The following is a 12215-nucleotide window of genomic DNA, read 5'->3' as shown; positions in this document are numbered from 1 at the left end:
TTCTAATACTATCTTGGTCTTTTCTTCGGCACTGAAATTCCGAAACTGTTTCTTAGTCATTCTTACCTCTTAAGTTATTTGGTCTATTCTAACTTATTACCAAGCAAACCTAACTATTTTTTTGTTCAGTTTTTTCAGGCCATTATATTATTTCCTATTACTAAATTCTTAATAGGATTGGTTTCACCTATATTACTTTTCATATAAGAGTTCAATACCCGGTTATCTTCAGATTGAACCACATTAATTATACCATTTTCCCCTGGCACTATATTATCTATATCTGCATTAAAACTTTCATTAACATTTAAAATAATATTAAGAGTATCATCAACATTTTGAAAATTAACCTTTCCGATAATAGGATTATTACCGCTAACATTTAATGTACCGGGTTGATTATATAATACCTCTCCTTCTGCTCCTAAATCTAAGACTTGATTAAGAGTTACCTGCCCGGTACTATTCATATTAAATCGCTTTGTAAACACCTTATTATCAATTACGATATTACCTGCTCCTTTAACTTCAAACTCTTTAAGACGATGTGTATTATCCTGCCCTATAGTATAAGGTCCGCCGTCATTTGCTATAGTAAGAGCATTTGTAGCTGCTTCTACTCTAACTACACCATATTCATCTTCTACATCTGATGGGTTTAAGTTATCATATAACGTAAATTGCTTATCCGTATTACCGGTATTTATTAAACCTAGCTCTGAATTTGCACCTTTAAATATTATCTTTGCACCATTTTTTAATAAGTCTATATTGCTATTAATACTATCAATATTAAAAGCAATATTGTCTGCGATATTAGTCTCTTGAATGGTAGTAATAGTTGGATCGGTAGCCGTAGTAATTCCGGCATTTACATTTAATGTACCATTTACTCCGTTAGTTATTGACCCTCTAATTGTAGTATCAGCACCATCAACATTAAGAACAGCATCAATACCTGCAAAATCAAAATTTATTCTCCCTGAACTTGTATCATCTCGAAAAGAATCAGAAGCAGAGAAAGTAAGTGATTTATCTCCAGCAATATTAAAATTCATATTTCCGGAACCATTAGCACTAGTAAAATTAGTTATTATAACATTATCATTTACATTTATCATTTCTGAGGATGCGGTAGTATAAAAAGCACTATTTAGCGTTACCGGTGCATTAATATTCAAGATAATACTATCTACCTTATCTCCACCGCCGAATTGTTGAAATGCTATACTTTTTAATGCACTATAATCATTTGCTGCAGGTATATTATCAACCCCTGCACTCCCGTTTAAAGTCACTTTAATATCAGTCTCATCTCTAAGCCTTATAATACGAAGTTCGTCTATAATACCGGACATTGAACCGATTGTAACCTCAGCCTTTAGATTTAGATTATCATCACCGATTAATATCTTAGTATCGTCTTTACCATCTCGTATAGCTCCTATATTATAAACACCGTCATCCAAAATAGCGATAGTACCCGGATTAATCACCTCAATAGTATTTCCATTAACAAATGGCGGTGCAAAATTAGTATTTGCATCATTAAGGTTAACATCTCCACTCATTTGACTAACAGCTACAGCATATATTTCATTTGTTGGTATGATTAGCGACAGACCTAATATCGACGCCGTCGCTAAAAAACTTTTTAATATTCTAGATTTTTTCCTCATAACTCCTAATCTTACAATTAATTTATATTGACTAAAACTTTATATTAAAACTCTTTGATTTATTAATTTTTATATAAGGTAATGATATATTTATTAAATTGATGAGGTGTTTTTACAACATTAGGTTTTTGAAGTTATGAGTATATTAATCTAATGGTTAGAAAATTAAGTGAGATTTGATTTTGATTTACCTTTAAAAAAGATTTTTCAAATTATAATTCTCTAGAAAATTATCTATTATCATTTTATCTTTTTCATCTATTTTTGAGTTTTCGGATGATGTTCGGCTATTGGATAATTTGTTTAATTGCACTATTAAGTTAACTAGCTTATTTAAGGTTTCAGCAATATTTTTGGTATCTATTATATTATTCTCATTTTTATGCAGCGTAATACGTACTAATTCATCTTCGAGCAGAATAATAAGCTTAGCTACAAGATCATATAAATTATTCAAACTATCGCTGATATCTTTAGTCATAATCTATCACCGTTTATAATTGGTGAAAGCCCGACAAAAGCTCTTTTTTCGTTTAAAGTCATGAAATTAGCATTCGAGATTTTAGCCCACAAATTTTCACGCTTTTCCGTTAATGCAGATATAGAATCACGATCAAAATCAATAATGATATCTTCTTTAAAAAGATACGAAAACCAATTACTCATACTATCCGCAATTTTATCGAGTAAAGGGATTAGCGTTTCTTCCCATAAAGCAAGGCGTGCTTCCTGCATATTGCTATAGGTGTTATCGCCGTTTATTCCAAGTAGCTGCGGCGGCACTCCAAATGCTAGTGCTATTTCTCTTGCTGCCGAGTTTTTAGATTGAATAAAATCCATATCCTTTGGATTAATACTCATTTCTTGCCAACCAAGACCTCCTTCAAGTAATAGTGGCTTACCGGCATTGCTATTACCGCTAAATTTCTCTGATAATTGAGTTTGCAATCTTTCAAATTGCTCATCACTAAGATAACCGTTACTATCCTTTACTATAAGAGCACCAGAAGGTCTCGCCCCGTTTTGTAATAATGAATGATTCCAATAAGAAGATTGCTGGTGTAAATCTATAGGAAGTGAAGCAGCGTCTAAACAAGATAATCCGTAATGCTGATCTAGAGGATGATAGTTTTTTAAATGCAAGACTCTACTCATCTTAGCTATAGGATCAATCTTGTAAATCCTATCGCCTTTGCTGCTTTTATATCTATAAGCAACTAAATTGTTATGTTCTATAACAAGTTCCGTAGCAAGAGACGGCAGTAAATAAATCTCTTTAGGATGAGAGTCTAGAGTTGATAAAATATAGCTATTACCGAATAATAACTTGCTTGCAATTAGCTCACTAAAAAAATCCGCTCCGGCTTTTTCAGGATTTGGTCTTTTTAGTAAATAATGCAGTGGATGATCTAATATTACTTCACCATTTTTACTTTTAAGCACTTTCCACGGAACATGTCCCGCCGATTGGGCTATTAAATTAATACATCTATATACTATAACATTTTCACGATAAGCATCGCAGCCTACCCTAACTCTTTTTAAATTCCCATATGAAATGTCGCTTAACTCAATAAAATTCTGTGATTTGGTAGTACTATTCTTCCAAAATTTTTTCCAATAATTTTTTATCATAAATCCTAATATGTTTGTTATTTTCAGGAGTATATAATGATTTAGGAGATAAACTAAGAGAGCCTAATGAAATGTTAATATTTGTTACTTATTTCTTTACAAACAGAAAGTTTATGATATTTATTATAAAATATATTATCATAGAAGCCTTTAATACTATGTAGCGTCAAATAACTTTCAAACTAATATTGTATGACTTCAGAAAAAGAACTAATTAATACTGCTTTAGCGGATGATTTAACAAAATTAACTGAGTTATTAGAGGTCGGTGCAAATCCTAATATTTTTGATGAACATGGCTTACCCCTTCTATTACGTCTTGTTTTAGAGAAAAAACAACAAGCAGCCGAAATTTTATTAGAAAAAGGGGCTGATCCTAATGTGCCTAATAAATATGGGTATAATATTTTATATGACTCTAATTTAGAAGAACATGTAGCTACAATGAAATTTTTATTAGATCATGGTGCTGATCCTAATAAAAAATATCTAAACGGCATGACTCCTACTAACATAACTCTTGAAACCGGTAGTATACCAATGTTTAAGCTTTTGATGGAATACTCAAAAGATAAAGAAGCTATTTTTTCAACAAATAGCAAAGGTGAAACTATATTACATTTAGCAGCACAACAAAATGATATAAATACATTTAACGAGTATAAAAACCTACTTCTTACAAAAGCAAAAGATGGAATGAATCTTCCGGATAAATTAGGATATACTCCTTTATATTGGTCAAAATTATTGGAACATAAAGAAATTACCCAAGAATTAAATAATTATGCATTATTTCAAAACATTCCTGCATATACAAAAATTACCGCTAGTGAGTCTTATAAAGATTTACCTCCACGTTCTAAAGTAGCAGTCAGTTATAATACTACTATTGGAGGCAAAACATCACAAGAAGTATTAAAAAGGCTGACAGAATGTTACAGCGAAGCAGTACCAATTGATTATAGAGAAATAGTTGCTGAACAATACAATAATGAAATAGTGAATTTAGATAAAATCAAAAAAGAAGCCTTAGAAAAAGCTACTATGTTATTAGCTGATAAAGATGCATTAATTATACCGGGTAATAACTCTGCGGTTGCTCCCGAAACTGCTACATATTATGGTGGAGAAACTAATTCTATATCTGCGTCTGATAAAGCACGTTCGTTTGCTGAAATGATAATGGTAGAGGTAGCAATTAATAAAGGCATGCCAATAATGGGATTATGTGGGGGGCATCAAGTTATTAATGCATATCTTGGAGGTAAAATAGAAAGTTTAACTGAAAAAACGCCAGGATCTCATGATCATAATTCTATAATAATTGAACCTTTTTCAGAATTAGCTCCAATAATTAAACAAACTTCAAATATTAAGGATAACAACATTCCTAGGCAAAATTTTTGGGCAGCTCATGGTGACATAGTAAAAGATATAGGTGGTAAGAATAGAATAAATAATAACAAAGATTTATTAAAAATAACCGCTAAAACTTCAGATGGAGAAATTGAAGCAACTGAATCTCAATTTGGGACTCCAATCCTCACTTTTCAATTTCATCCTGAAATGACTGAGGATAAAGGTCCTAAACTTAATTTTTCTATAGAAGAAATTTTACGAGACCGAAAGATTTTTTCTTTATTTTTAAAATCAGCAGAAATATTTGCTTATAAAAAAGAACTTATTAATGAAATAGAGCAATTAAAATTAAATATCAAGCCTTTAGCAAATAAGGATATAAACACTACAAGCTCCGAAGCTTCTTTAAAAAAAACATCTTCCTCTCTTTTTAGAAGATGATGAAGTACAAACTCTAGGTGAAGAATATAATTGTGACGCATTTGATGGAGCGTAATTATTGTATTTATTATGACTATAATGTCATTCCTGCGAAAGCAGGAATCCAGGAAAAAAGTATAAATACAGCAAATTTTTGAAATTAAAAGCTTGATTTATCTCGCTTTATGCTGGATTCCTGCTTTCGTAGGAATGACATCGACCACTTATTCTTAAGCCATGAGGGCAAAGCTGATTTAATCGCGGGATCTATTGAGTTATTCCTAATCACTAAAATTATAACTAATATTTTTTCTAGCAGAACTTATATCTTTTAAACGTTCACAAACCTTTTCAAAAACTTGTTTAGGCAAGATATTTGAAGCATTAATTTGTAAGAACTTATCGTCTTTTAATTTAATCGAAAAAGAAGGTTCTTGGAATTCCGGCCCATCAATTTCTCTAGCAATTTTTATATAATAACCGATTATATGACTATTGTAATAATCACTTTTACTAATCATTTTCTTAGCTGTTTTATTAATCTGCATGTCAGTTTTAGCAGTATAAGTAACTGTAAGGGCAATACCAAGCATTAGACGCTGTCTATGACTAAAAGGAATGTCTGAAGATAATATAAATTCCGAAACAAAATTTGCTCTGAGCGTTTTATCGATATTTTTATTATATTGAGCAAGCATTATAGCAAGTTCAATAATGACAAGTGTCGTGTAGTCAGGGTTGATTAAAAGATAGTGTACAGCTTCTATATATTTATCGATCTTACATATATTTCTATCAAATTTTACTAGTCTCTTTACTCGCTCATAAATAATATCTTTTTTTGTTTCATGCGGCGGCAACGAGTCAAATCTTACTCCTTCTTTTAAGCCGTAATTTGAGATAATAATTTTTTCCGGTGAAAATACCTTAATCATCGCCTTTATTACTAAAACTGCATTATAATTTATGGCCTTCTGCTCATAATAACTCAGCTTTAATTTATCAATTTGTGATAATTTCTCTAGATATAACTCAAACTCTACACGATTTATTTCAAAATTATGTAAATTTTTAAGGGGGTAATTTATAGACTCCATGTATATACGGCTCATTAGACGAAGAGCACCGCCGATTAAATATAAATTAGGATAATGTGCAGCTCCAAATTCCTCCTCTAGCATTTTAGTAATCAGTCCAACATCACCAAAATTGCTACTAGCAATAATTTTAGTACCAAGAGGTAGTGATTTTAATTTACCGACCTTTTTATTTTCAATTTGTGCAAGCTCAAGACTTCCACCGCCAAGATCAGCTACAATACCGAAAGCATCACTAATACCGGAAATTAATCCGGCAGCAGTTAAATAAGCTTCACGTTCACCTGAGATAATTTCAATATCAATATTGAATCTCTTTTTAATTATAGCTTTGAATTCATCTGCTTTAGGATGTCCTCTAAGTATAGCTGTTGCAACACATCTAATATTAGTAACGGACAGTTTAGTAAAAATATGAATAAGATATTGTAGGGATAAATATGTTTGATGTTTTACGTCTAAATTATCTAAGTTAAGTAAATTTGTAAGATAATTTCTAAATTTATAATTAAAAATTTCCGGAGCTCCAAGCTCATCACTTTCATAAACTACAGCTCTTAAAGCATTTGAACCGATATCAATAATAGCTGAACGCATTTTTGGATCTTACTCATTATTTTCCGGAGCAGTTGTTGTTTCAGTCTCTTCAGAAGCCTCATTATTATTTGCCCTAGGACCAAAAGGTACTTGAGTAGGTACAAAGGTCGGCGGTAATAATCTACTAGTAAAAAACTTATCTTCGTAATACTTAATTTTACGAGATTTTATAGGCGGAAAGGATTCTATTAAAACAATTTGCTCATCTCTCGGTAACTGTATTACTTCTTGAGGTAAAAGTAAAGCTCTTTGAACTTGAGAAACGTTTTGGGTTCTAGTAGAAATATTAAGGTCAAAAAATAAAGGTTTACTAAATGATCTTTGTTCTACCGTCTTATTACCGACAAGCTGCGATATTAAATTTGCCGTTTCATAGTTATTAGCAGCAAAAGTAATACGATATGTCGCATTTGATAAGAAAGAATTCATACCGGCATCTTCATATGTTCCTTTGAGCTGTTGAGTATCCTGAATAATTAAAAATAAGCGAACTCTATAACCTCTAAAATATGCTATACCGGCTTTAAAAGTATCCATCTTCCCAAGTGTCGGGAACTCATCAAGTAAGAACATTACCCCATGCGGCTCTTCCTTTAAATCCGGCATTTTACGGCTTAAAAATTCTGTCGCCTGCTGATAAAACACCTGCATTAATTTTTGTAAACGCTGTATATTATCGGGTGTTAACCCTACATACACGGTTGTTTTTACTTTTTTAAATTCTTGTACGTTGAAATCAGAAGATGCAGTAGCTGAATCAATTAGAGGATTTGCCCATAATTCAAGAGATGAGTTCATTGTAGATATTACACCTGAACGCTCTTTATCGGCTTTTTGCAGAAATGCAGCAATATTCATATATGCTACAGGATGTATTACACCGCCAAGCGTATCGAGTACGACCGCGAGATTATAAACTACGTCGTCACTTCTCATGGTACGCACTACTTCGCCGAAAGATTTAGTTTTAGTAGGATCAGCTATTAAATATAAAGTTACACCTAAAAATAAACTTCGTGCTTCATTATTCCAAAAATCCTTTTCAGGCATTATAAGGTTTGAAATTTTTTGAACGTCATCAACCATCTGCCCAGGCTTAGTACTAACCCAATCAATTGGATTATAACAATGAGTAACACCGTCGGGATTAGAAGGCTCCCACACAAAAACTTTCTGACCTTGTTTCTCACGCCAACCGCTTGTCAAACCGTGATTCTCGAGCTTTATGTCATGTACTACTACCGAATCACTCCAAAATAACAAGTTAGGTATCACAAAGCCCACACCTTTACCCGAACCGGTAGGAGCAAATAATAAAGCATGCTGGAATCCGTCGGCAACAAAATATCCACCGGCATCAACACCGATCAGCATACCTTTTTTGGATCTAAGACCTGCGGCCTCTATATCTGACGGATTAGCCCAGCTAGCATCTCCATATACTTTTTCCTGTTGTTCAAAAAATTGTAATGATTTTATTCTTTCAAGGTTTTTAATGTAAAATATTATAACAACAATAGCAGGACCAAGAAGAGACGCAAGTAGCTTCAATTTTAAATAATTATAGTCGGAAATTTTTAACTGCCCCCAAACGTTAATAAGCCAATAAGCCCACTTATAAGCAATATTTATAGCATTTATATCTACACCTAAAGCTCCAACCTCATTAGTAAAAATTGCAACAAATGCACCGCTTATCCAAATGGTACAAAAAATAACAACCGGATGAATTATAGCATGACCGAATATATTTCTAGTAACTTTAAGTATCTTATGCCATTCCATGAATGATATTCCTAGTTTTTACTTATCACTTAATATTGTTAACGTTATTGCATAGAACGATTTTTCCAGTGTCATCCCGCGACTTGATCGCGGGATCCAGTCTTTTTTTTTATTTTTTTCTGGATACCGTGGTCAAGCCACGGTATGACACCGATCTTGAAACTAACGCCTATACATATTGCATAGAAAACGGTAGACGAAGTTTTATTTGGAAAAGAGCAAGGCGTTTCATATTTTTTGACCGCAGCGTAGATAACCTACGTGAGGATCAAAAAATATAAAACAACGCTGCCAATTTTTCAAATACAACGAGTCTACACCATACCTTCAGCGTTCTTATTTTTCTTGTAGTACACTTCCGAAACATATCTTTTCCCGCCACTACCGCGTTTTAACTGCACCACGATATCTACAACGGTTAAAATATACTTCTTTACTTCTTCAGGCGGCATACCGAGATCAGCTTGCATAACCATAAGCTTTAACTGCTCAATTGCCATAGCAGGACTATCGGCATGCAGTGTCGATATTGAACCAGGGTGACCGGTATTAATAGCCCGTAAAAAACTAAAAGCTTCTTTACCTCGAAGCTCACCGACTATAATTCTATCCGGTCTTAAACGTAAACAAGCTTCTATTAAATCTTGGGTAGTAACATTTGCACGCCCTTGCCCTCCTTTGGAAGCAAGTAAATGCACTTTGTTAGGATGGCTTGATAGCACAACCTCACGAGCATCTTCTACAGTAATTAATCTTTCTATTGGTGGTATTTCAGTAAGCGCCGCATTTGTAAAGGTAGTTTTACCGGTTGAAGTACCGCCGCTAATTATGATATTTTTCTTTGAAACAACTGCATGTCTAATAAATTCTTTAATCTTTTTTTCAGCTAAAAAATCATTTAAAATTATTGCATCTTCATCTACTAAACTCTCTGTTGCTGTTTCATCAAATGCCCCCATTTTAGCGTATTCGTCTAAAGTTAAATTCATACCGCTAGGCTTTCTGATAGAATAAATGATTTGTCCTATCTCACAAGCAGGAGGAAATACTATTTGAATACGGTAACCATTTGGCAAAGTTGCTGAAAGCAGCGGTTTTTCTTCTGAAATCATCTGTTCAGTAGATTGAGCGACTAAACGCCCTAATGAAAGTAGATGTTCACTATCCAGTTCCGGTATTTGCTTAGAGTATATATCGCCTTTCTTTTCAACCCATACTTCTCCAGGCTTATTAACCATAATTTCATTAATACCGTCTTCAGCAAATAAATTTTTAAAAGGAAGTAAAAACGTCTCTAAGGCTGCAAATTCTTCATTCATTTCATTACCTGCGATTTTAATAAAACGGCTTTTGGGAATTTATAATCCTTATTAACGTATATTCTAACCGGCGTACCTTGATTAACCGTTGTCGTAGGCTTAAATTGCTGCTGAGTTATCATATTTTGTACAACATTTGTAACATCCGTAAAAGCTTGAGTAGAAGCTTGTTGTGCTTGCGTCGGAGTTGATGCTATAGATGTAGTAGTAAGCAAACTTGAAGCTGCCGTATTAACTGCCTGTACTAAGGTTTGAAGTCTCTGGTCAGCAGTATCCGCTGAAGAAGCAGTTTGTGCTGTTGTACACGCTTGAGTCATAGTAGTATAAGCAGTCGAAGTTTTATCGGTAATAGCAGCAAGTATATTAGTACAAATTGTAACTATTCTAGTATTTGCATCCATACCGGTATTAGCCGCAATAGTTTGAGCAATATTTAACAATTGTGTGGCTGTAGCACTATTAGTTGCTGCTGCCTGCGAATCTATAGGAGGCGGCACTAACTTATCAAGGACTTTAGCAAGACCTATATTAAAGCCGGATTGTAATACGGCATTTGCAAATTGTTCTTTATATTTATTATCGACTCTTCCTTGTAGTCCCGGTCTACCTAAATTATCAACTACAGGTGAGTCAAATTCTATAGTATAACCGTTAGTTAAATCGATTCTATCCCATATTATAGAAACTCTACCGTAACTGTCTGATGAAGTTGAGGTTGCATATTTACCGAATATTTTTGATCCTTTCGGTATTAATATAACTTTATCTTTCTCAGAAAATACATCTCTACTAATAATGGCTCTTATTTCACCGCCGAGATCACTATTTATTGCCGTCTCAAGCACTGCATCAATTAATTTACCGCGTCCGAGAACCAACGACATATCACCGCGATCTTTAAATGTCGCTTCTGCCGTAATCTGTTCCGGTGTTTTTTTAGGCTCTACACCACCAACCACTACTATAGCTGATTTTCTTTTTGCTTCACGACGTTGCTTCTCTGCATCACTCTCAACTAGCGTTCCTGAAGTGGAAGGCAATGAAACCGGTGGCAATGGAAGCGTTTTATCTTTATTCTCCTCTACAGGAGTAGTAGGAGGTAAGACCGGTGGAACTTCTACTATCGGAGGAGGCGGCGGTGGGGCTGTAGGCGTCTCAAGCTTAGGCGGATCAGGTAACTTTGGAATCTCCGGAATATTATCATCAACATCCGTGACAGGTTTTACAATATTACTCGGTATCTGAGTCTCTGGTATTTCTTCTTTTTTAGAGCCAAAAAAAAGAGTATAAAAAATATATATAAAAATACCGCAAATTACGACTACTATCGCAATACTCTTATTAAAGCTAGCTGAAACTTTTGATAATTCTCTTTGTACTTCAGGCGAATCTGCTCCTGATAAAGAACCGGTATTATTATTATTATTGTTATTTTGCTCTTCAGCCATATATAAATTATATTAGTTAAAGTGTTTTATACCTCGTCATTGCGAGGAGCCGTAGGCGACGCAGCAATCTCATGAAGTAATAACAAACTCCTGAGATTGCTTCGTCAAAACTTGCAGTTTTTCCTCGCAATGACGTATCTACGAACAATGACACCAATTAAAATCTTGCCATGTAATTACTATTTTTCTTAGGGTAGTAAAATTTAATTACATATACTAAATCCCTTTCGTTACCCATTATAAGTTCCGTAGAAGCGATATCAAATTCATATGTTCTTTTATTAGTTATAATAGTCATATTTGTGCGAATATCTTTTTCAAGAGGCTTAATAAATAATCTATTTGCCAAAGGAGTTATTTTCCAAGCATAAGCATCCCCAAGAATTATATTTTGGATTTCTTCGTTTTTAGCAAATTCTATATGCGATTGAAAGCCAAAATGCAAAACTAATAAATAAACTTCATTCGGATTATATATATAAGTTTTTATCCTATTATCTTTAGTTATAGATAAATCATCTACATAATTATTACTACTACTATTACATGGATCATCTACAAGTGGACACTCTCGTTGTATTGTAAAGCCGCTTAATAATACAAAAACTAAAAAATAAAATCTAACTATTGTCATCGTCTACCCTATATCCGTTAACTTGAAACCCTACCGGATTTACATCAAGTTCTGAATCTGTTAATTGCATAGGCACATAAGCATAACTTACTACCGCTATTTTATTATAAACTAATTGGCTTCCTGATGTTTCATTTACAGAAAATCTAACTATATATTTATCTGCTGCGATTTTTGACCATGATTTTATTACTAAAAATGTAGTATTATCTTCTTTATATTTTAAAGTAGGATCAAAATCT

General features: G+C 33.3%; 10 protein-coding genes. 1 reads left to right on the top strand and 9 read right to left on the bottom strand.

The window, feature by feature from the left end:
• Window positions 1–134: 134 nt before the first annotated feature.
• The 3 genes from AC1Z7D_RS03210 to AC1Z7D_RS03200 form a co-directional block, all read right to left on the bottom strand.
• Window positions 135–1679 (bottom strand): autotransporter outer membrane beta-barrel domain-containing protein, encoded by a 1545-nt coding sequence (locus AC1Z7D_RS03210; protein ID WP_482601911.1) that lies wholly within the window; start codon window positions 1677–1679, stop codon window positions 135–137.
• Between the two features lie 193 nt (window positions 1680–1872).
• Window positions 1873–2160 carry a hypothetical protein gene (locus AC1Z7D_RS03205; protein WP_482601909.1) on the bottom strand — a complete coding sequence of 96 codons (288 nt, stop codon included), beginning with the start codon at window positions 2158–2160 and terminating at the stop codon, window positions 1873–1875.
• Window positions 2157–3314, bottom strand: coding sequence for a phage portal protein (locus AC1Z7D_RS03200; protein ID WP_482601907.1), 1158 nt, complete (start codon window positions 3312–3314; stop codon window positions 2157–2159). Before AC1Z7D_RS03200 ends, AC1Z7D_RS03205 begins: the two co-directional genes overlap by 4 nt.
• A gap of 192 nt (window positions 3315–3506) precedes the next feature.
• Here AC1Z7D_RS03200 and AC1Z7D_RS03195 point away from each other — a divergent pair, with 192 nt between their 5' ends.
• Window positions 3507–5114: a gamma-glutamyl-gamma-aminobutyrate hydrolase family protein gene (locus AC1Z7D_RS03195; protein WP_482601905.1), complete on the top strand. Its 1608-nt coding sequence runs from the start codon at window positions 3507–3509 to the stop codon at window positions 5112–5114.
• Window positions 5115–5374: 260 nt separating this feature from the next.
• Here AC1Z7D_RS03195 and AC1Z7D_RS03190 read toward each other — a convergent pair whose 3' ends face one another.
• The 6 genes from AC1Z7D_RS03190 to AC1Z7D_RS03165 form a co-directional block, all read right to left on the bottom strand.
• Window positions 5375–6787, bottom strand: coding sequence for a Ppx/GppA phosphatase family protein (locus AC1Z7D_RS03190; protein WP_482601903.1), 1413 nt, complete (start codon window positions 6785–6787; stop codon window positions 5375–5377).
• Window positions 6788–6796: 9 nt separating this feature from the next.
• A complete protein-coding gene (locus AC1Z7D_RS03185; protein ID WP_482601901.1) occupies window positions 6797–8572 on the bottom strand; it encodes a type IV secretory system conjugative DNA transfer family protein in 1776 nt (591 codons plus the stop codon).
• A 314-nt stretch (window positions 8573–8886) separates the two neighbouring features.
• Window positions 8887–9891 carry a P-type DNA transfer ATPase VirB11 gene (virB11, locus tag AC1Z7D_RS03180; protein ID WP_482601899.1) on the bottom strand — a complete coding sequence of 335 codons (1005 nt, stop codon included), beginning with the start codon at window positions 9889–9891 and terminating at the stop codon, window positions 8887–8889.
• Complete coding sequence (locus AC1Z7D_RS03175; protein WP_482601897.1) at window positions 9888–11339, bottom strand: TraB/TrbI/VirB10 family type IV secretion system protein; 1452 nt, start codon at window positions 11337–11339, stop codon at window positions 9888–9890. The genes virB11 and AC1Z7D_RS03175 overlap by 4 nt, the downstream gene beginning before the upstream one ends.
• A gap of 157 nt (window positions 11340–11496) precedes the next feature.
• A complete protein-coding gene (locus AC1Z7D_RS03170) occupies window positions 11497–11973 on the bottom strand; it encodes a TrbG/VirB9 family P-type conjugative transfer protein (protein WP_482601895.1) in 477 nt (158 codons plus the stop codon).
• Window positions 11960–12215, bottom strand: a 256-nt coding sequence (locus AC1Z7D_RS03165; RefSeq protein WP_482601893.1) for a VirB8/TrbF family protein, incomplete at its 5' end; no start/stop codon positions are given. The genes AC1Z7D_RS03170 and AC1Z7D_RS03165, both read right to left, overlap by 14 nt.

The organism is Rickettsia sp., assembly GCF_965035265.1.
This window is presented reverse-complemented; position numbering and strand designations above follow the sequence as displayed.

What these genes read in the sequence shown, in the direction of transcription:
- AC1Z7D_RS03210 (WP_482601911.1), bottom strand. Translation starts at nt 1,679, where the DNA reads ATGAGGAAAAAATCTAGAATATTAAAAAGTTTTTTAGCGACGGCGTCG.
- AC1Z7D_RS03190 (WP_482601903.1), bottom strand. Translation starts at nt 6,787, where the DNA reads ATGCGTTCAGCTATTATTGATATCGGTTCAAATGCTTTAAGAGCTGTA.
- AC1Z7D_RS03200 (WP_482601907.1), bottom strand. Translation starts at nt 3,314, where the DNA reads ATGATAAAAAATTATTGGAAAAAATTTTGGAAGAATAGTACTACCAAA.
- AC1Z7D_RS03185 (WP_482601901.1), bottom strand. Translation starts at nt 8,572, where the DNA reads ATGGAATGGCATAAGATACTTAAAGTTACTAGAAATATATTCGGTCAT.
- AC1Z7D_RS03175 (WP_482601897.1), bottom strand. Translation starts at nt 11,339, where the DNA reads ATGGCTGAAGAGCAAAATAACAATAATAATAATAATACCGGTTCTTTA.
- AC1Z7D_RS03170 (WP_482601895.1), bottom strand. Translation starts at nt 11,973, where the DNA reads ATGACAATAGTTAGATTTTATTTTTTAGTTTTTGTATTATTAAGCGGC.
- virB11 (WP_482601899.1), bottom strand. Translation starts at nt 9,891, where the DNA reads ATGAATGAAGAATTTGCAGCCTTAGAGACGTTTTTACTTCCTTTTAAA.
- AC1Z7D_RS03195 (WP_482601905.1), top strand. Translation starts at nt 3,507, where the DNA reads ATGACTTCAGAAAAAGAACTAATTAATACTGCTTTAGCGGATGATTTA.
- AC1Z7D_RS03205 (WP_482601909.1), bottom strand. Translation starts at nt 2,160, where the DNA reads ATGACTAAAGATATCAGCGATAGTTTGAATAATTTATATGATCTTGTA.